Genomic DNA, 17,910 nt, shown 5'->3' with positions numbered 1-17,910 from the left:
ACGGCAACAAATGTTGCCGAGTGTGTGTTCTAGGACAGGCGTAACAGAATGGCTCCGGCGGCAATCCCACCGGCAGCCACGAGGCGTAATCCCGCGACCCGCTCTTTCAGCAGTAGCCAGGCGATAAGCGCGCCGAACAGGATTGAGGTTTCACGCAGTGCAGCGACCACTGCCAGCGGCGCGAGGGTCATCGCCCAGAGCGCCAGTCCGTAAGAACCCATGGTGGCAATGCCGCCAAAAATCCCTTTCTTCCAGTGCTGCGTCAGATAGCGCAATGCCTCACGACGACGGGCCATCATCGCCCATCCCAGCAGGCAGGAGCCGTTCAAAAAGAAGGTCCAGAGCGTATATCCCAGCGCCGTTTCCGAGAGCCTGACACCGGTGCCGTCGACCAGCGTATATCCGGCGATGAAACAGGCGTTAATCAGCGCCAGCACAATGCCCTGCTGCGAACGAGCGCGACCATTAAATGCCATGCCGAGGATGGCGGCGCAGATCACCGCAATACCCGTCCAGGCCAGCGCGGACAGGCTGTCACCAAGAAACAGTACGCTGATGATAGCCACCAGCAGCGGTGCCGTCCCGCGCATTAGCGGATAAGTCTGGCTCATATCGGAGACAGTATAGGTTCTGGCGACCAGCACGGTGTAGACCACCTGTAATACGGTTGAGGCGGCTAAAAACGGGATACTGGCGGTTGAAGGCTGTGGCGCAAAGGGCAGACACACAAGCGCCATGATGGCGGCGGAACCACTGACGCTGATGGCAGCGTAGAGCTTGTCGTTTCCGGCTTTCACAATGGCGTTCCAGCTGGCGTGCAGCAGCGCGGCGAACAACAAAATGCAGAAAACAGAAAGGGTCATAGCACAGGCGTCATCAGGGAGTGTCATAAAAACGTAACATATCATCGCTACACAAGCATCTGCGATGTAAAAGGGGAGCGGTTGCCCGCTCCCCTTTGGTGCGACTTGAATCTGAATTACTTCAGGTATTTCAGAACAGCATCAAGCAGTTGCATGGCTGCAACGATGAGTTTCAGGATAAGAATAGCGATATCCACGAGGCTCATACGCGTCTCCTTTTGGCAAAGGAGCACGGTGCTGACGTACCTTTCCGCCGCCTGTTACCAGCACCTTTGTTGACATAACACAGTGTGCTCACCGGGGGGTTAAGGCGCTGACGGCACCACCCGTTTCAGCCAGGACTTTGTTGCGCCGGTTTACGATGCGGCCCCACCTAACACATTGCGTACTGAGATATTATAGATAAACACTGTATAAATGAACAGTTATTTATGGACAGTACCGAGCTTCTGATCCATACTCAAAAGCGTCAAAATTCGTGTCGAAATTGCGTGTTCTTCGCAGAACGCGTATACTTTTGCTGTTGACATAACACAGTGTGCTTTGCGGCAACCAACCGCATAACGCTGAAAAAACCTCGCTCCGGCGGGGTTTTTTGTTTTGGCCGCTTTTTCCTGGCGAAACGTGATCGTCGACGCATTTTTACGCAGATGATAATTTTTCCGTTGTCAGCTTATGAAAGCTGTGCTTGTATAAATCCTGTTAATCATTAAACAGACAAGGTCCCTAATGAACTCTTCCATGCTGACGTCGACCCTACTAAAAACTGCGCCATCTAGCGCAGCGGTCGTCGTGCGTGTGGTGGTGGTCGTCGGCAATGCGCCGTAGGGTCCGGAACAACACACGATTCCAAAACCCCGCCGGCGCAAACCGGGCGGGGTTTTTCGTTTAAGAGACCTGCCCGGAGCGTCGGCCCAGAACAAAAGGACTGGAGTATGGCAAGTTCGGGCACAACATCAACATCCCAGCGTACGCGTTTTACGGGCGCTGAATTTATCGTTCATTTTCTGGAACGTCAGGGCATCAAGATTGTCACTGGCATTCCGGGCGGATCGATTCTTCCCGTCTATGATGCCTTAAGTCAGAGCACGCAAATCCGCCATATTCTGGCACGCCACGAACAAGGGGCGGGGTTCATTGCGCAGGGTATGGCGCGAACCGACGGTAAACCGGCGGTGTGTATGGCCTGTAGCGGACCAGGTGCTACCAATCTGGTGACCGCTATCGCCGATGCGCGTCTGGATTCTATCCCCATGGTGTGTATCACCGGACAGGTCCCTGCCTCAATGATTGGCACCGACGCCTTCCAGGAAGTGGACACCTACGGCATCTCTATCCCCATCACAAAACATAACTATCTGGTCAGACATATCGATGAACTCCCGCAGGTGATGAGCGACGCATTTCGTCTCGCTCAGTCCGGACGTCCTGGCCCAGTGTGGATAGACATACCTAAGGATATCCAGATGGCGATTCTCGAGATTGACGAGATGCCAGAACCGGCAGAGAAAATGGCGCCGCCGGAATTCAGTGCAGACAGCATTCGTGACGCTGCCGCGATGATTAACGCCGCACAGCGCCCGGTGCTGTACCTCGGCGGCGGGGTGATTAATGCGCCGCAGCGGGTGCGTGAGCTGGCAGAAAAGGCGCAACTGCCAACCACCATGACGTTGATGGCGCTGGGGATGTTACCGAAGGCGCACCCGCTGTCGTTAGGCATGCTGGGAATGCACGGTGCGCGCAGCACCAACTACATCCTGCAGGAGGCGGATCTGCTGGTAGTGCTGGGCGCGCGTTTTGATGACCGGGCGATTGGCAAAACCGAGCAGTTCTGCCCAAATGCCAAAATTATCCACGTCGATATTGACCGCGCGGAACTGGGAAAAATTAAGCAGCCACACATCGCTATTCAGGCTGATGTGGATGAGGTTCTGGCCCAGTTGATTCCGCATATTGACGCGAACCCGCGCGCGGAGTGGCTGCAGTTGGTCAGCGATCTGCAACGCGAATTCCCGTGCTCTATCCCACAGGAGAGCGATCCGCTGTGCCACTACGGCCTGATCAATGCGGTAGCGGCCTGCGTGGATGATAACGCGATTATCACTACCGATGTGGGCCAGCATCAGATGTGGGCCGCGCAGGCCTATCCGCTGAACCGTCCTCGCCAGTGGCTGACTTCTGGCGGCCTGGGCACCATGGGATTTGGTCTGCCAGCCGCGATTGGCGCGGCACTGGCGAACCCGGATAAGAAAGTGCTGTGCTTCTCTGGAGACGGCAGTCTGATGATGAACATTCAGGAGATGGCGACCGCCAGCGAAAACCAGTTGGATGTGAAAATCATCCTGATGAACAACGAAGCGCTGGGGCTGGTGCATCAGCAGCAGAGCCTGTTCTACAAGCAGGGTGTTTTTGCTGCGACGTATCCGGGGACAATCAACTTTATGCAGATTGCCGCCGGGTTTGGTTTACAGACCTGCGATCTGAATAACGAAGCTGACCCGCAGGCCGCATTGCAGGAGATTATCAGCCAACCGGGGCCGGCGCTGATCCATGTCCGCATTGATGCGGAAGAAAAAGTGTATCCAATGGTACCGCCAGGCGCGGCAAATACTGAGATGGTGGGGGAATAAGCCATGCAGAAACAATCACATGAGAACGTCATTCTGGAACTCACCGTCCGCAACCACCCAGGCGTGATGACCCACGTCTGTGGGCTGTTCGCCCGCCGTGCATTTAACGTTGAGGGGATCCTCTGTCTACCGATTCAGAGCAGCGACAAGAGCCGTATCTGGTTGCTGGTCAACGACGATCAGCGTCTGGAGCAGATGATCAGCCAAATCGATAAGCTGGAAGATGTGGTGAAAGTGGTGCGTAATCAGTCAGACCCCACAATGTTCAACAAAATTGCTGTGTTCTTTGAGTAACTTAATCGCCGTCTGAATCAGGGGTAATCACCTTGACGGAACCGTTCCGGCAGTGGGCGACATAATCTGCCGGTAGCGGACGATCGCATATCAGGACATCAAAGGTGGAAAGCGGACCAATGCTGGCGGGGGCGACCTCATCGAACAGGGCGTAACGCGTCAGTAAAATTTTACGCAGTCCGCGATCCATTGCTTTGCGCTTGGTGGCGAGGTCGTCCGGGTTAAACCAACTGACGCCGAAGTGCTCGTGTACGCCGCTGGCGGAGATAAAGACTTTTCGCGGATTCAGGGAATCCAGCGCCGACGGGTTATTCGCATCGTAAAAGGCGTCGCTCTTCGCCCGATACGTTCCACCACAGAGGATCGCCGTGGCGTTGGGTTTTTCATTGAGCGCGATAAAGACCTGGTGCGAGTAGCAGATCCCGGTAAAGGCGATCTCATCCGGGATCATACTGATCACCAACGGCATCTCCGGGCCATTATCAAAAAAGATCAGATCGTTTTCGCTCACCAGACCGGCGGCCAGGATAGCGATGGGCAGATCGTCGCGATGATGGGGTTTTTTGGCCAGCAAGGGAGCACCCGCTGGCGCGGCGGGTTTACTGACCATCACTATATAGCCGCCGAGCAGCGTCAGGGGCAGCGGCTCGTCATCCTGGCTGAGATCCCGGCGAATGGTCATCACGGAGACTTCCAGCATCCGCGCGGCGTCTTTCAGATGGATGCGATCGGTCTTCTTCAACAGTTCCATCAGACGTCGAATACGTTCTTTTTGCTTGGTTTCCATTCACCTTCTCCGCGATTCATGTTGCGTATGTTCCATGAGTAACATTTTTGTGTCTCTCAGAACATCATCTTGCTGCATTACTATACGTCTGGCTGGCGGGAATTAAAAGCGCGTTTGTTCGCGTTTTTTTGATTGTAACTGGTTTAATTTCAGTTAATTGTAACAGTTTAGATGCTGTTTTTAGGTAACAGTGAGTCCTGGGGTGTGCAATAAATAAACAGAGAAATGATCTTCCAATCGCGATCGTAGTCACAAATGATACAGAAGTAACATGATAATGTTATTTTATTATCATTGTTATGTGATTGTTTCTGAGAGGGTGTAAAATGGATATCGCGGTTATTGGCTCCAACATGGTGGATCTCATCACTTATACCAACCAGATGCCCAAAGAAGGCGAAACCCTGGAAGCGCCGGCGTTTAAAATCGGCTGCGGTGGGAAAGGCGCGAATCAGGCCGTTGCGGCGGCGAAGCTCAACTCCAAAGTGCTGATGCTGACCAAAGTCGGCGATGATATCTTTGCAGATAACACCATTCGCAATCTCGAATCCTGGGGCATCAATACCACCTATGTCGAAAAGGTCCCGTGCACCAGTAGCGGCGTGGCGCCGATTTTTGTGAATGCGAACTCCAGTAACAGCATTCTTATTATTAAAGGCGCGAACAAGTTTCTCTCCCCGGAAGATATCGATCGCGCTGCGGAAGACTTAAAAAAATGTCAGCTTATTGTCCTGCAACTGGAAGTTCAACTGGAGACGGTTTACCACGCCATTGAGTTCGGCAAAAAGCATGGCATCGAAGTATTATTAAATCCCGCGCCGGCATTACGGGAATTAGATATGTCTTATGCCTGTAAATGTGATTTTTTTGTACCAAATGAAACTGAACTGGAAATATTAACCGGTATGCCGGTGGAGTCGTATGACCATATTCGTGCCGCCGCCCGTTCCCTGGTGGATAAAGGGTTAAACAATATTATTGTGACCATGGGTGAGAAAGGTGCGCTATGGATGACGCGCGATCAGGAGGTGCATGTCCCGGCGTTTCGCGTTAATGCTGTTGATACCAGTGGCGCAGGCGACGCTTTTATCGGTTGCTTTGCCCATTACTACGTTCAGAGCGGAGATGTCGAAGCCGCAATGAAGAAAGCCGTCCTTTTCGCTGCCTTTAGCGTCACCGGGAAAGGCACACAATCCTCTTATCCGAGTATCGAACAATTTAATGAATTTCTTACCCTAAACGAATAATACTCCTGCACTGTAAAAGGTAGCACTATGAACGATAAAAACATCATTCAGATGCCCGATGGGTATCTGAATAAGACCCCTCTGTTCCAGTTTATTTTGTTATCCTGTTTATTCCCATTATGGGGATGCGCAGCCGCATTAAATGATATTCTGATTACGCAATTTAAAAGCGTATTTTCACTCAGCAACTTTGCCTCGGCATTAGTTCAGAGCGCCTTTTATGGCGGTTATTTTTTAATTGCGATCCCGGCATCCCTGGTGATTAAAAAGACCAGTTATAAAGTGGCGATATTAATCGGTCTGACACTTTATATCGTTGGCTGTACGCTCTTTTTCCCGGCCTCGCACATGGCAACCTACACCATGTTCCTTGCTGCGATCTTCGCCATTGCGATTGGTCTGAGCTTCCTGGAAACCGCAGCAAACACCTACAGCTCAATGATCGGTCCAAAAGCCTATGCCACCTTACGCCTGAATATCAGCCAGACGTTTTATCCGATTGGCGCGGCATCCGGTATTTTGCTGGGTAAATATCTGGTCTTTTCCGAAGGCGATAGCCTGGAAAAACAGATGGCAGGAATGAATGCCGAGCAGATCCATAACTTTAAAGTACTGATGCTGGAAAACACCCTTGAGCCGTATAAGTACATGATTATGGTTCTGGTGGTGGTGATGGTGCTGTTCCTGCTGACCCGTTTCCCGACCTGCAAAGTGGCGCAAACCGCCAACCATAAACGTCCGTCGGCGATGGATACGTTGCGCTATCTGGCGAGCAATGCCCGCTTCCGTCGCGGCATTGTGGCGCAGTTTCTGTATGTGGGGATGCAGGTGGCCGTGTGGTCATTCACCATTCGTCTGGCGCTGGAGTTGGGCGATATCAACGAGCGCGATGCATCTAACTTTATGGTCTACAGCTTTGCCTGCTTCTTTATCGGTAAGTTTATCGCCAACATCCTGATGACCCGTTTTAACCCGGAAAAAGTGCTGATTCTTTACTCCGTCATCGGCGCGCTTTTCCTCGCCTATGTTTCGCTGGCGCCGAGCTTCAGCGCCGTGTACGTCGCGGTGTTGGTGAGCGTCCTGTTTGGCCCCTGCTGGGCGACCATCTATGCCGGCACGCTGGATACGGTGGATAACGAACATACCGAAATGGCGGGCGCGGTGATCGTGATGGCCATCGTTGGCGCCGCCGTGGTCCCGGCGATTCAGGGTTATGTGGCGGATATGTTCCACTCGCTGCAACTCTCGTTCCTCGTCTCCATGCTGTGCTTTGTTTACGTGGGGATCTATTTCTGGCGCGAAAGCAAAGTGCGCAGCCTGGCTGAAGCGACCGCTTCCTGAGGAGAACGATGATGACAACACGTATCACGCTGTGGCGGACGCTCTTTGGTGAACATCCGCAAACCCTACTGGAGAACAGCGATTTCACGGTTACCGCCTTTCGTTACGCCAGCGGTGTGGAAGGGCTGAAGGTGCAGAACAGTCGTGGTCATCTGGTGATTCTGCCCTGGATGGGGCAGATGATCTGGGACGCACAGTTTGACGGCCATGACCTGACCATGCGCAACATGTTCCGCCAGCCAAAACCCGCTGCGGAAGTGGTGGCGACCTATGGCTGTTTTGCCTTCCATTCCGGACTGCTGGCCAATGGCTGCCCGTCGCCGGAAGATACTCACCCGTTGCACGGTGAAATGGCCTGTGCTGCGATGGACGAGGCCTGGCTGGAACTGGACGGCGACAGTCTGCGCGTGACCGGACGCTACGAGTATGTGATGGGATTCGGTCATCATTATCAGGCGCAGCCTGCGGTGGTAATGCGCAAAGCGAGCGCGCTGTTTGACATTCAGATGGCGGTGACGAACCTGGCGTCTGTCGCGATGCCGCTGCAGTACATGTGCCACATGAACTATGCGTATGTGCCGGAGGCGACGTTCAGCCAGAATATCCCGGATGAGGCGCTGCGACTTCGTGAATCGGTCCCGGCCCATGTGAAACCCACCGAACAATGGCTGGCGTTTAATCAACGGATATTACAAGGCGAAGCGTCACTGGCGACGCTTAATGAACCCAACTTCTACGATCCGGAAATCGTCTTCTTTGCCGACAAACTGGACAGGTATACGGATAAACCCGAATTCCGCATGATCGCCCCGGATGGCACCACGTTTGTTACGCGTTTCGCCAGTTCGGAGCTCAACTATGTGACACGCTGGATCCTGTACAATGGCGATCAGCAGGTGGCGGCATTCGCCCTGCCTGCCACCTGCCGCCCGGAAGGATTTCTCGCCGCCCAGCGAAACGGCACGCTGCTTGAGGTTCAACCGCAGCAAACCCGGACATTTACGGTCACCACCGGCATCGCCTGAACGCTCAAGGCTTGAACAGCAACGCGCTTATCGTTAAGGTAAGCGCGTTTTTTTCACCCTGCCAGGATGAACCCCATGATTACCGTTGCCCTTATAGACGACCACCTTATCGTTCGCTCCGGCTTTGCCCAACTGCTGGGACTGGAGGCGGATTTGCAGGTTGTTGCCGAGTTTGGCTCGGGGCGTGAAGCGCTGGCAGGATTACCGGGACGCGGCGTTCAGGTATGCATTTGTGACATTTCGATGCCGGATATCTCCGGTCTGGAACTGTTGAGCCAGTTGCCGAAAGGGATGGCGACTATCATGCTCTCTGTTCATGATAGCCCGGCACTGGTGGAACAGGCATTGAACGCCGGGGCGCGCGGTTTTCTCTCTAAACGCTGTAGCCCGGATGAACTGATTGCGGCGGTGCATACGGTGGCCACCGGCGGCTGTTATCTGACGCCAGAAATTGCCGTCAAACTGGCGGCCGGACGCCAGGATCCGCTGACCCGTCGCGAGCGTCAGGTGGCGGAAAAGCTGGCGCAGGGGATGGCGGTGAAAGAGATTGCCGTCGAGCTGGGACTGTCGCCGAAAACGGTGCACGTCCATCGTGCTAACCTGATGGAAAAACTGGGCGTCAGCAATGACGTTGAGCTGGCGCGGCGCATGTTTGACGGCTGGTAATGAAAACTCTGTTCTCGCGGTTAATCACCGTCCTCGCCTGTTTTTTTATCTTCTCTGCCGCCTGGTTTTGTCTGTGGAGTATCAGCCTGCATCTGGTTGAGCGCCCGGAACTGGCGGTACTGCTGTTCCCGTTTGGTTTACGTCTGGGGCTGATGCTGCAATGTCCGCGCGGCTACTGGCCGGTTTTGTTGGGCGCAGAATGGCTATTGACCTTCTGGCTGGCACAGGAAGTGGCGTTGGCGCACTTTCCCCTTTTGATGATCGGTAGCTTGCTGACGCTGCTGCCCGTGGCGCTGATTTCCCGCTATCGCCATCAGCGCGACTGGCGGACATTATTGCTTCAGGGAGCGGCGTTAACGGCGGCGGCGCTGTTGCAGTCGCTACCCTGGCTGGGGCAGGGGGAAGAGGCGTGGAATGCGCTGCTGCTGACCCTGACCGGCGGATTAACGCTGGCGCCGATTTGCCTGGTGTTCTGGCACTATCTGACCAGTACCACCTGGCTGCCGCTGGGGCCGGCGCTGGTGTCGCAACCGGTGAACTGGCGCGGTCGGCACCTGATCTGGTATCTGCTGCTGTTCAGCGTCAGCCTGTGGCTTCAGTTGGGATTGCCCGCGGAGCTTTCGCGATTTACCCCCTTCTGTCTGGCGCTGCCAATTATCGCGCTCGCCTGGCACTATGGCTGGCAGGGGGCGCTGATTGCGACGCTGATGAACGCTATCGCGCTGATTGCCAGCCAGACCTGGCACGATCACCCCGTGGATTTACTGCTCTCCCTGCTGGCGCAAAGCCTGACCGGGCTATTGCTTGGCGCTGGTATTCAGCGCCTGCGTGAACTGAATCAGTCGCTGCAAAACGAACTGGCGCGTAATCACCGGCTGGCGGAGCGTCTGCTGGAAACGGAGGAGAGCGTGCGCCGCGACGTGGCGCGTGAGTTGCACGACGATATCGGACAGACCATCACCGCTATCCGCACCCAGGCGGGAATTGTGCAGCGGCTGGCGGTGGAAAACGGCGGCGTGAAGCAGAGCGGGCAGCTTATCGAACAGCTGTCGCTGGGCGTCTATGATTCCGTGCGCCGCCTGTTGGGACGCCTGCGTCCGCGGCAACTGGACGATTTGACGCTGGAGCAGGCCATCCGTTCGTTGATGCGGGAAATGGAGCTGGAAAGCCGCGGCATCGTCAGCCATCTCGACTGGCGGATTGATGAGGCGGCGCTCAGTGAGAGTCAACGGGTGACGCTGTTTCGCGTATGCCAGGAAGGACTGAACAATATTGTGAAACATGCTAACGCCAGCGCGGTGACGCTGCAGGGCTGGCAGCAGGACGAGCGGCTGATGCTGGTGATGGAAGACGACGGCAGCGGGCTGCCGCCGGGCTCCGGGCAACACGGTTTTGGTCTGACCGGGATGCGCGAGCGCGTGACGGCGCTCGGCGGTTCGCTGACGATTTCCTGCACGCACGGTACGCGAGTCAATGTCTCGTTGCCCCTGCGCTACGTTTAAGGAGCGACGATGCTGACCTTTTTCAAGGCGCCGGTGAATGCGCCGCAGTTAACGGACAAGCGCGAGATCGACGAACGCTACCACTACTGGCGTCGCCATATCCTGCTGACTATCTGGCTGGGCTACGCCCTGTTCTACTTCACCCGTAAAAGTTTTAACGCTGCCGTGCCGGAAATTCTCGTCAGCGGCGTGTTAACCCGGAGTGATATTGGCCTGCTGGCGACACTGTTTTACATCACCTATGGCGTGTCGAAATTCGTTTCCGGCATCGTCAGCGATCGTTCCAACGCTCGCTATTTCATGGGGATCGGGTTGATTGCCACCGGTATCGTGAACATTCTGTTTGGTTTTTCCTCTTCGCTTTGGGCATTTGCCCTGCTGTGGGCGCTGAATGCTTTTTTCCAGGGCTGGGGCGCACCGGTGTGCGCGCGTCTGCTGACGGCGTGGTATTCACGCAATGAGCGCGGCGGCTGGTGGGCTATCTGGAATACCGCGCACAACGTTGGCGGTGCGCTGATCCCCATTGTTATGGCCGCTGCAGCGCTGCACTATGGCTGGCGTGCCGGGATGATGTTGGCCGGAACGCTGGCGATTGTCGTCGGTCTTTTTCTCTGCTGGCGACTGCGTGACCGTCCACAGGCCGTGGGATTACCCCCGGTGGGCGACTGGCAGCACGACGCGCTGGAAATCGCCCAGCAACAGGAAGGCGCAGGGCTGACCCGCAAAGAGATCCTCACCAAATACGTACTGCTCAACCCTTACATCTGGCTGCTGTCGTTGTGTTATGTGCTGGTGTACGTGGTGCGTGCGGCGATCAACGACTGGGGCAATCTGTATATGTCCGAGACGCTGGGGGTCGATCTGGTGACCGCCAACATGGCGGTAACGATGTTTGAACTGGGAGGCTTCATTGGTGCGCTGGTGGCGGGATGGGGATCGGACAAACTGTTCAACGGCAACCGTGGCCCGATGAACCTGATTTTTGCCGCCGGGATTTTGCTTTCGGTGGGCTCACTGTGGCTGATGCCGTTTGCCAGCTATGTGATGCAGGCGGCTTGTTTCTTCACGACCGGATTCTTTGTCTTTGGCCCACAGATGCTGATCGGGATGGCGGCGGCGGAGTGCTCGCACAAAGAAGCGGCAGGCGCAGCAACCGGGTTTGTGGGACTTTTCGCCTATCTCGGCGCATCGCTTTCTGGCTGGCCGTTGGCACAGGTGCTGGAAATCTGGCACTGGACGGGGTTCTTCGTCGTTATTGCTATCGCCGCCGGTATCTCCGCTCTGTTATTACTCCCGTTCCTCAACGCCCAGGCTCCTCGCGAAGCCAGGGAAGCGTGATGCAGCTCACTTTTTTACCGCGAGTGGGGCAAAACTAAGAAATTTTCCCGGTTTCGCCTGGACGCTGTCTCAGGCGGGTCTCCCGACGGATTTTTACAATGCCTGCCATTCGCAGGTATAAAAAATGAGCTCGGGAGTGTCCTATGCTGGCCTTTCTAAACCAGGTGCGTAAACCGACCCTGGATCTGCCGCTCGATGTGCGGCGCAAGATGTGGTTCAAACCGTTTATGCAGTCTTATCTGGTGGTCTTCATTGGCTACCTGACCATGTATTTGATCCGCAAGAACTTTAACATCGCCCAGAACGATATGATTACTACCTACGGGTTGAGCATGACGCAACTGGGGATGATTGGTCTGGGATTCTCCATCACCTACGGCGTGGGTAAAACGCTGGTTTCCTATTACGCTGACGGCAAAAACACCAAGCAGTTTTTGCCGTTTATGCTGATCCTTTCCGCGATTTGTATGCTCGGCTTCAGCGCCAGCATGGGAACCGGCTCCGTAAGCCTGTTCCTGATGATCGCCTTCTATGCCCTGAGCGGTTTCTTTCAGAGCACCGGCGGTTCGTGCAGCTATTCCACTATTACCAAATGGACGCCTCGCCGTAAGCGCGGTACGTTTCTCGGCTTCTGGAATATCTCTCATAACCTCGGCGGCGCAGGCGCGGCAGGGGTAGCGCTGTTCGGTGCGAACGTGCTGTTCGACGGTCATGTGATCGGGATGTTTATCTTCCCGTCGATTATCGCCCTGATTGTCGGCTTTATCGGTCTGCGATTCGGTAGCGACTCGCCGGAATCTTACGGTCTCGGCAAAGCTGAAGAGCTGTTTGGCGAAGAGATCAGCGAAGAGGATAAAGAGACTGAAGAAAATGACATGACCAAATGGCAAATCTTTGTTGAATATGTACTGAAAAACAAAGTCATTTGGCTGCTGTGTTTCTCCAACATTTTCCTGTACGTAGTGCGTATCGGTATCGACCAGTGGTCCACCGTTTATGCTTTCCAGGAGCTGAAACTGTCCAAAGAGGTGGCGATTCAGGGCTTTACCTTGTTTGAGGTGGGCGCGCTGGTCGGTACGCTGCTGTGGGGCTGGCTCTCGGATCTGGCGAATGGTCGTCGTGCGCTGGTGGCCTGTGTAGCGCTGGCACTGATCATCGCGACGCTTGGCGTCTATCAACATGCCAGCAACCAGTATGTCTATCTCGCGTCACTGTTTGCGCTCGGTTTTCTGGTGTTTGGCCCACAATTGCTGATTGGCGTGGCGGCGGTGGGCTTTGTCCCGAAAAAAGCCATCGGCGCAGCGGACGGTATCAAAGGCACCTTTGCGTATTTGATTGGCGATAGCTTTGCCAAGTTAGGTCTGGGAATGATTGCCGACGGTACGCCCGTGTTTGGTCTGACCGGCTGGGCGGGTACCTTCGCCGCGCTGGATGCCGCTGCGATTGGCTGTATTTGCCTGATGGCGATGGTCGCCGTCATGGAAGAGCGCAAAATCCGTCGGGAAAGAAAAATTCAGCAGTTAAGAACCGCTTAAGTGTGTAGTTGGTAACAGGTTGCCCAGCCTGTGCGCTGGGCTTTTTTATGCCTGTTTCTGGCGATAGTTGACTGAAATCAGTCAGCGATCTCATGAGAGGTGAAAGTAAACGTTTCGCCATCAAAAAGTCCCATACTGGTGAGTTTTAGGGCGGGGATCACCGGTAAGGAGAGAAACGCCATCTGGATAAAAGGCTCATCGGGCAGTGTGCCACATTCACGACCTGCCGCTTTTAGCGCATCGATTTGTCCAGCCAGCGAATCAGCGGTGTCGGTACTCATTAATCCGGCAATCGGCAGCGGTAAATGGCATTGCACCTGACCGTTACGGACGACGCAGAGCCCGCCGCCATCTTCAATCACCTGATTAACCGCCAGCGCCATCTCTTCAGCGCTGCAACCGATCACCACAATATTATGGCTGTCATGGCTGACCGTCGCCGCCAGCGCGCCTTCACGCAGACCGAATCCGCCTAATAAACCGTAGGCCGGGGGCGACTGTTGCCCGTAGCGCTCAAGCACGGCGATATAGCAAATATCATGGCGATCGAAACCCTCAGCGGTGCACATGCAGGCACTGGCGCTCGTTACCAGTTCGTTAGGGATAACATCAATCACCCGATAGCGTTTGCCGGGGGTGAAATGCAGCGCAAAGTCATCTGCGCAGACGGGGCGTCGTGCAATGGTGTTGCCATAGGGGGGGACAGTTTGCGCCAGCCTTGCCGGTTCTTCAGCTTTCAGGCGTTCGGCATCAATAGGTTCCCCTTTGATAAACACTTGCTGTATCACTACGTTGCGGGCATCGCTGAGCAGGATAATATCCGCCTGTTTTCCTGGAGCCAGTAAGCCAAGATGGTGCAATCCAAAGTGACGTGCCGCCGACCAACTGGCGACGCGGTAAGCGACGTGAAGCGGGACGCTATGCTGCAAAATGAGTCGGCGAATCAGTGCATCAATATGCCCTTCATGCGCGATCTCCCAGGGGTTACGGTCGTCGGTGCAAAGTAAGCACTGTGGGCTGTTGAAGTCATTGATGAGCGGAGCCAGCGCGTCTAGGTTGCGGGCGGCGGAACCTTCGCGGATCATCAGCGCCATCCCGAGTTGCAGTTTGCGGCGCCCCTCCTCCAGAGTGTAGCTCTCGTGGCAATTCTCGATCCCGGCGGCGACGTAGGCGTTGAGCGCCTTACCGTTCAGTCCAGGACAATGGCCATCCAGCGTCAGATGACGGAAAGCATCCATTTTGTCGAGCAACGCATTTTGTCCGGCGATGACGCCCGGATAATCCATCACTTCCGCCAGCCCGGCGACCAGCGGGTGATCGCGCCAGATCAGCATCTGGTCGAGGGTGAAACGCGCGCCATTCACATCACATCCCTCCAGGGCCGGAACGCAGGAACTCACCTGAAGATACTGATTCTGCTTCGCCAGTTCGGCGCAGCGGACAAACCAGGAAAACCCCTTTTCGCCCATCACATTGACGATTTCATGCGGATCGCAAACGACGGTGGTGAGCCCACGCGGCAGCGTTGCGGTTTCAAATGTGACCGGCGTCATCATGCTGGATTCAATGTGCAGATGTGAGTCGATAAAGCCGGGAACTGCCGTTGCGCCGTGGGCATCAACACGCCGCCGTGCCGGGGCGTCACGATACTCTGCCCCAATGCCCGCGATATGTCGCCCTTTGGTCACAATGGGACCTGTCATTTCCCCGCCATTAATAATATCGAGAAGGATGACATTATCAATAATATAATCGGCAACCGATTCACCGCGCGCAACGGCTAACAATTCCTGCTGTTCCTGACGGCTAATATAATGAAATTTATGATTTATGATGTTATTCATATTTTTCTCATTTTGATTTTATCATTTTGATTATTATTTATCACACGTAAATGCTGGGTAATTATTTAAAGTTTATCGATTAACGGGCGTTGGCATTGTGATTGCAATCACTGAATTAAATATGAGAGGTGTTTTAAATGAGACCTGATTATATCTTCATTAATGGATGAAAAAGATGAATAATGATGTCAGTGATGACGTGAAAAATGATTCAAATCATCTTTCGCGATTATTTAAATTGCACCAGCATGGCACCGACGTGCGGACAGAAACGATTGCCGGAATGACGACTTTTTTAACGATGGTGTACATTGTATTCGTGAATCCGCAAATACTTGGGGCCGCACAGATGGATCCCAAAGTGGTGTTTGTCACCACGTGCCTCATCGCTGGCATTGGCAGTATCGCGATGGGGCTCGTCGCTAACCTTCCCGTTGCATTGGCTCCGGCGATGGGATTGAACGCGTTTTTTGCCTTTGTGGTGGTGGGAGCGATGGGCGTGAGTTGGCAAACGGGAATGGGGGCCATATTCTGGGGGGCAGTCGGATTATTTTTACTCACACTTTTTCGCATTCGTTACTGGATGATTTCCAATATCCCGATTAATTTACGTATCGGTATCACCAGCGGTATCGGCTTATTTATTGCGTTGATGGGGTTAAAAAATGCGGGCGTTATTGTTGCGAATAAAGAGACTCTGGTGACCATTGGTAACTTAAGTTCCCACAGCGTATTACTGGGTATTTTAGGTTTCTTTATTATTACCGTACTGTCATCGCGTCAATTTCATGCTGCGGTGCTGATCTCCATTGTCGTCACCTCCTGTTGCGGGTTGTTTTTTGGTGATGTTCATTTCAGCGGTATCTATTCTATGCCTCCCAGTATTAGCGGGGTGACAGGAGAGGTAGATTTAAGCGGTGCGTTGTCGCTTAATCTGGCCGGGATTATCTTTTCATTCATGCTCATCAATTTGTTTGATTCATCAGGAACATTAATTGGTGTGACGGATAAAGCCGGGTTGATCGACAGCGAGGGTAAGTTTCCTGGCATGAGGCGGGCGCTGTATGTTGACAGTGTGAGTTCGGTAGCCGGGGCGTTTATCGGCACCTCTTCCGTGACGGCCTACATTGAGAGTACCTCGGGCGTGGCGGTTGGTGGACGCACCGGTCTGACGGCCGTCGTGGTTGGCATACTCTTCCTGCTGGTGATGTTTTTTTCTCCCCTGGTGGGTATGGTCCCCACTTATGCGACAGCAGGGGCGCTGATTTTTGTCGGCGTGCTAATGACCTCAAGTCTCTCTCGCGTTAACTGGGATGATTTTACCGAGTCGGTGCCCGCGTTCATCACTACGGTGATGATGCCTTTTAGTTTCTCCATTACCGAGGGGATTGCGCTTGGCTTTATGTCGTACTGCATTATGAAAGTGTTTACCGGACGCTGGCGGGAGCTAAACCTCTGTGTCATTACGGTTGCGGTGCTTTTCGCGCTGAAAATCATTCTGGTGGATTAGTATTCGCGGGCCGTTTCCAGATATCATGAGCGCTGATAAAGCAGGAGAACTCATGGTCTGGATAATGCTGGCCACACTGGCGGTGGTGTTTGTAGTCGGGTTTCGGATCCTCACTTCCGGATCCCGGCGGGCGATTCGCCGCTTGAGCGAGCGTCTGAATATTGATGTGGTGGCAGTAGAATCGATGATCGATCAGATGGGAAAAGCGCAGGGAGAGGCATTTATGCAGTATCTCCACCGCCCCGACGAGTCCCATCTGCAAAACGCCGCTCAGGTCCTGTTGATTTGGCAAAGTGTCATTGTCGACGGCAGCGAGCAGAATCTGTTGCAGTGGCATCGTCTGCTGCAAAAGGCCCGACTGGCCGCGCCGATCACCGACGCGCAGGTGCGTCTGGCGCTCGGTTTCTTACGCGAGGTCGATCCAGACAGGCAGGACATCAATGCGTTCCAGATGCGTTACAACGCCTTTTTTCAGCCCGAGGACGGTGTGCACTGGCTGCACTAAGATCAATAGAGATGATGACTGTCATTGACTGAGCCGAGGATATTGATCATGAATCATGCCCTTCACTGTTACACCAGAACTTTTAATCCATGCTTCTGGACAACGCTCAGCAGTTTGAGGGACATCCCGCTGGGGCGTTTCGCGCCGCTCTCCCATTTTTGCACAGTTGACACGCTGGTGTTCAGGTAATGAGCAAACACGGGTTGGCTAACGTTGAATTTTTCGCGTAGTGCTTTAATTTCAAGTGGCAGGAGATCGTCGACCTGGCTCAGACAGGCTTTGTCGAAATTGCGCATCGTTTCCTGAGGGATTGCCTCAACGTTATATAACCCTGATGCTGCGCTGTGGATAGCTTCGAAGGCTGGGCTTTTAAAGTTATTTTTTACCGTCATCGCAAACCTCTACCAGTTCTTTACTCTTAATCAACGCCGTAATGTTGTCATCAGTCAAACGAGCGTAATGTTTTGCTAACTCACGAAAGCCCGCCAGTTCGTTGGCAGTAATATTTGTCATGTCCTGTTTGGCATACAAAAACGTGTAAAACCAGTGGTTGCCACCCTTCGCGAGGATAATCGCGCGGTCACGGTTCTGGTTTAGGCGCTTTTTAAAAACGCCGCCTCCCAGATCGTCTGCCTGTCCCTGCAAAGTGGCTTCAATTGCCTGGCATAACGCCTCATCTTTGATGGCATGGGCTTTTGCTTCCCTGGAAAACCATTTGGTTTTGAATACACGCATCGGAGACATCCTGTAACCGTAAGTATAGCACCTGGTGGTATATTATGTGTTTCAAAACGATGTTAACTAACCTTTTCGGTAGAAATTT

General features: G+C 54.0%; 18 protein-coding genes. 12 read left to right on the top strand and 6 right to left on the bottom strand.

Translation table 11 applies throughout. From position 1 onward, the window contains the following. Positions 1-29: 29 nt before the first annotated feature. Positions 30-863, bottom strand: a complete 834-nt coding sequence (locus tag I6L53_RS22560) for a DMT family transporter (RefSeq protein WP_042323481.1) — start codon at positions 861-863, stop codon at positions 30-32. A gap of 116 nt (positions 864-979) precedes the next feature. Next, positions 980-1,069 carry a type I toxin-antitoxin system toxin TisB gene (gene tisB, locus I6L53_RS22555; protein ID WP_042323479.1) on the bottom strand — a complete coding sequence of 30 codons (90 nt, stop codon included), beginning with the start codon at positions 1,067-1,069 and terminating at the stop codon, positions 980-982. A 523-nt stretch (positions 1,070-1,592) separates the two neighbouring features. Here tisB and ivbL point away from each other — a divergent pair. The 3 genes from ivbL to ilvN all read left to right on the top strand — a co-directional run bounded on the left by ivbL (position 1,593) and on the right by ilvN (position 3,787). Beyond that, positions 1,593-1,691 carry an ilvB operon leader peptide IvbL gene (ivbL, locus tag I6L53_RS22550; protein WP_042323476.1) on the top strand — a complete coding sequence of 33 codons (99 nt, stop codon included), beginning with the start codon at positions 1,593-1,595 and terminating at the stop codon, positions 1,689-1,691. 107 nt (positions 1,692-1,798) lie between these two features. Further along, a complete protein-coding gene (ilvB, locus tag I6L53_RS22545) occupies positions 1,799-3,493 on the top strand; it encodes an acetolactate synthase large subunit (RefSeq protein ID WP_042323474.1) in 1,695 nt (564 codons plus the stop codon). A 3-nt stretch (positions 3,494-3,496) separates the two neighbouring features. Beyond that, positions 3,497-3,787 (top strand): acetolactate synthase small subunit, encoded by a 291-nt coding sequence (gene ilvN / locus I6L53_RS22540; RefSeq protein WP_042323472.1) that lies wholly within the window; start codon positions 3,497-3,499, stop codon positions 3,785-3,787. A gap of 1 nt (position 3,788) precedes the next feature. On the opposite strand, the gene I6L53_RS22535 is transcribed toward ilvN, so the two are convergent. Beyond that, a complete protein-coding gene (locus I6L53_RS22535) occupies positions 3,789-4,574 on the bottom strand; it encodes a DeoR family transcriptional regulator (RefSeq protein ID WP_042323470.1) in 786 nt (261 codons plus the stop codon). Between the two features lie 326 nt (positions 4,575-4,900). Here I6L53_RS22535 and rbsK point away from each other — a divergent pair, with 326 nt between their 5' ends. The 7 genes from rbsK (at position 4,901) to uhpT (ending at position 13,228) form a co-directional block, all read left to right on the top strand. Beyond that, on the top strand, positions 4,901-5,821 hold the full coding sequence (rbsK, locus tag I6L53_RS22530; protein ID WP_042323468.1) for a ribokinase: 921 nt from the start codon (positions 4,901-4,903) through the stop codon (positions 5,819-5,821). A gap of 27 nt (positions 5,822-5,848) precedes the next feature. Beyond that, positions 5,849-7,162: an L-fucose:H+ symporter permease gene (fucP, locus tag I6L53_RS22525; RefSeq protein ID WP_042323466.1), complete on the top strand. Its 1,314-nt coding sequence runs from the start codon at positions 5,849-5,851 to the stop codon at positions 7,160-7,162. Positions 7,163-7,173: 11 nt separating this feature from the next. Beyond that, positions 7,174-8,187 (top strand): aldose 1-epimerase family protein, encoded by a 1,014-nt coding sequence (locus I6L53_RS22520; RefSeq protein WP_042323465.1) that lies wholly within the window; start codon positions 7,174-7,176, stop codon positions 8,185-8,187. A 75-nt stretch (positions 8,188-8,262) separates the two neighbouring features. Further along, positions 8,263-8,853 carry a response regulator transcription factor UhpA gene (uhpA, locus tag I6L53_RS22515; RefSeq protein ID WP_042323463.1) on the top strand — a complete coding sequence of 197 codons (591 nt, stop codon included), beginning with the start codon at positions 8,263-8,265 and terminating at the stop codon, positions 8,851-8,853. After that, complete coding sequence (uhpB, locus tag I6L53_RS22510; RefSeq protein WP_042323461.1) at positions 8,853-10,355, top strand: signal transduction histidine-protein kinase/phosphatase UhpB; 1,503 nt, start codon at positions 8,853-8,855, stop codon at positions 10,353-10,355. The genes uhpA and uhpB overlap by 1 nt, the downstream gene beginning before the upstream one ends. A 9-nt stretch (positions 10,356-10,364) precedes the next feature. Then, positions 10,365-11,693: an MFS transporter gene (gene uhpC, locus I6L53_RS22505; protein ID WP_042323459.1), complete on the top strand. Its 1,329-nt coding sequence runs from the start codon at positions 10,365-10,367 to the stop codon at positions 11,691-11,693. Between the two features lie 143 nt (positions 11,694-11,836). Further along, positions 11,837-13,228, top strand: a complete 1,392-nt coding sequence (gene uhpT, locus I6L53_RS22500) for a hexose-6-phosphate:phosphate antiporter (protein ID WP_042323457.1) — start codon at positions 11,837-11,839, stop codon at positions 13,226-13,228. Between the two features lie 77 nt (positions 13,229-13,305). Here uhpT and adeD read toward each other — a convergent pair whose 3' ends face one another. After that, a complete protein-coding gene (gene adeD / locus I6L53_RS22495) occupies positions 13,306-15,072 on the bottom strand; it encodes an adenine deaminase (protein WP_042323455.1) in 1,767 nt (588 codons plus the stop codon). Positions 15,073-15,247: 175 nt separating this feature from the next. Between adeD and I6L53_RS22490 the strand changes: the two genes are divergently transcribed. Continuing rightward, positions 15,248-16,582 carry an NCS2 family permease gene (locus I6L53_RS22490; RefSeq protein WP_042323453.1) on the top strand — a complete coding sequence of 445 codons (1,335 nt, stop codon included), beginning with the start codon at positions 15,248-15,250 and terminating at the stop codon, positions 16,580-16,582. A gap of 52 nt (positions 16,583-16,634) precedes the next feature. Further along, positions 16,635-17,087, top strand: coding sequence for a DUF1198 domain-containing protein (locus I6L53_RS22485; protein ID WP_042323451.1), 453 nt, complete (start codon positions 16,635-16,637; stop codon positions 17,085-17,087). Positions 17,088-17,155: 68 nt separating this feature from the next. Here I6L53_RS22485 and I6L53_RS22480 read toward each other — a convergent pair whose 3' ends face one another. Then, positions 17,156-17,479, bottom strand: coding sequence for a helix-turn-helix domain-containing protein (locus I6L53_RS22480; protein WP_042323449.1), 324 nt, complete (start codon positions 17,477-17,479; stop codon positions 17,156-17,158). After that, positions 17,463-17,822 carry a type II toxin-antitoxin system RelE/ParE family toxin gene (locus tag I6L53_RS22475; RefSeq protein ID WP_042323447.1) on the bottom strand — a complete coding sequence of 120 codons (360 nt, stop codon included), beginning with the start codon at positions 17,820-17,822 and terminating at the stop codon, positions 17,463-17,465. The genes I6L53_RS22480 and I6L53_RS22475 overlap by 17 nt, the downstream gene beginning before the upstream one ends. Between the last annotated feature and the right edge of the window lie 88 nt (positions 17,823-17,910).

Source organism: Citrobacter farmeri (genome assembly GCF_019048065.1).
GTDB classification, from domain to species: domain Bacteria; phylum Pseudomonadota; class Gammaproteobacteria; order Enterobacterales; family Enterobacteriaceae; genus Citrobacter_A; species Citrobacter_A farmeri.
The sequence above is the reverse complement of the archived record's forward strand: the minus strand, read 5'-3'. Positions and strand labels throughout refer to the sequence as shown.

Excerpts from the sequence above, each read along its gene's own strand:
- rbsK (WP_042323468.1), top strand. The coding sequence starts at position 4,901 with ATGGATATCGCGGTTATTGGCTCCAACATGGTGGATCTCATCACTTAT.
- adeD (WP_042323455.1), bottom strand. The coding sequence starts at position 15,072 with ATGAATAACATCATAAATCATAAATTTCATTATATTAGCCGTCAGGAA.
- I6L53_RS22560 (WP_042323481.1), bottom strand. The coding sequence starts at position 863 with ATGACCCTTTCTGTTTTCTGCATTTTGTTGTTCGCCGCGCTGCTGCAC.
- ilvB (WP_042323474.1), top strand. The coding sequence starts at position 1,799 with ATGGCAAGTTCGGGCACAACATCAACATCCCAGCGTACGCGTTTTACG.
- I6L53_RS22480 (WP_042323449.1), bottom strand. The coding sequence starts at position 17,479 with ATGACGGTAAAAAATAACTTTAAAAGCCCAGCCTTCGAAGCTATCCAC.
- fucP (WP_042323466.1), top strand. The coding sequence starts at position 5,849 with ATGAACGATAAAAACATCATTCAGATGCCCGATGGGTATCTGAATAAG.
- I6L53_RS22475 (WP_042323447.1), bottom strand. The coding sequence starts at position 17,822 with ATGCGTGTATTCAAAACCAAATGGTTTTCCAGGGAAGCAAAAGCCCAT.
- I6L53_RS22485 (WP_042323451.1), top strand. The coding sequence starts at position 16,635 with ATGGTCTGGATAATGCTGGCCACACTGGCGGTGGTGTTTGTAGTCGGG.
- uhpT (WP_042323457.1), top strand. The coding sequence starts at position 11,837 with ATGCTGGCCTTTCTAAACCAGGTGCGTAAACCGACCCTGGATCTGCCG.
- uhpB (WP_042323461.1), top strand. The coding sequence starts at position 8,853 with ATGAAAACTCTGTTCTCGCGGTTAATCACCGTCCTCGCCTGTTTTTTT.
- I6L53_RS22520 (WP_042323465.1), top strand. The coding sequence starts at position 7,174 with ATGACAACACGTATCACGCTGTGGCGGACGCTCTTTGGTGAACATCCG.
- uhpC (WP_042323459.1), top strand. The coding sequence starts at position 10,365 with ATGCTGACCTTTTTCAAGGCGCCGGTGAATGCGCCGCAGTTAACGGAC.
- I6L53_RS22490 (WP_042323453.1), top strand. The coding sequence starts at position 15,248 with ATGAATAATGATGTCAGTGATGACGTGAAAAATGATTCAAATCATCTT.
- uhpA (WP_042323463.1), top strand. The coding sequence starts at position 8,263 with ATGATTACCGTTGCCCTTATAGACGACCACCTTATCGTTCGCTCCGGC.
- I6L53_RS22535 (WP_042323470.1), bottom strand. The coding sequence starts at position 4,574 with ATGGAAACCAAGCAAAAAGAACGTATTCGACGTCTGATGGAACTGTTG.
- ivbL (WP_042323476.1), top strand. The coding sequence starts at position 1,593 with ATGAACTCTTCCATGCTGACGTCGACCCTACTAAAAACTGCGCCATCT.
- tisB (WP_042323479.1), bottom strand. The coding sequence starts at position 1,069 with ATGAGCCTCGTGGATATCGCTATTCTTATCCTGAAACTCATCGTTGCA.
- ilvN (WP_042323472.1), top strand. The coding sequence starts at position 3,497 with ATGCAGAAACAATCACATGAGAACGTCATTCTGGAACTCACCGTCCGC.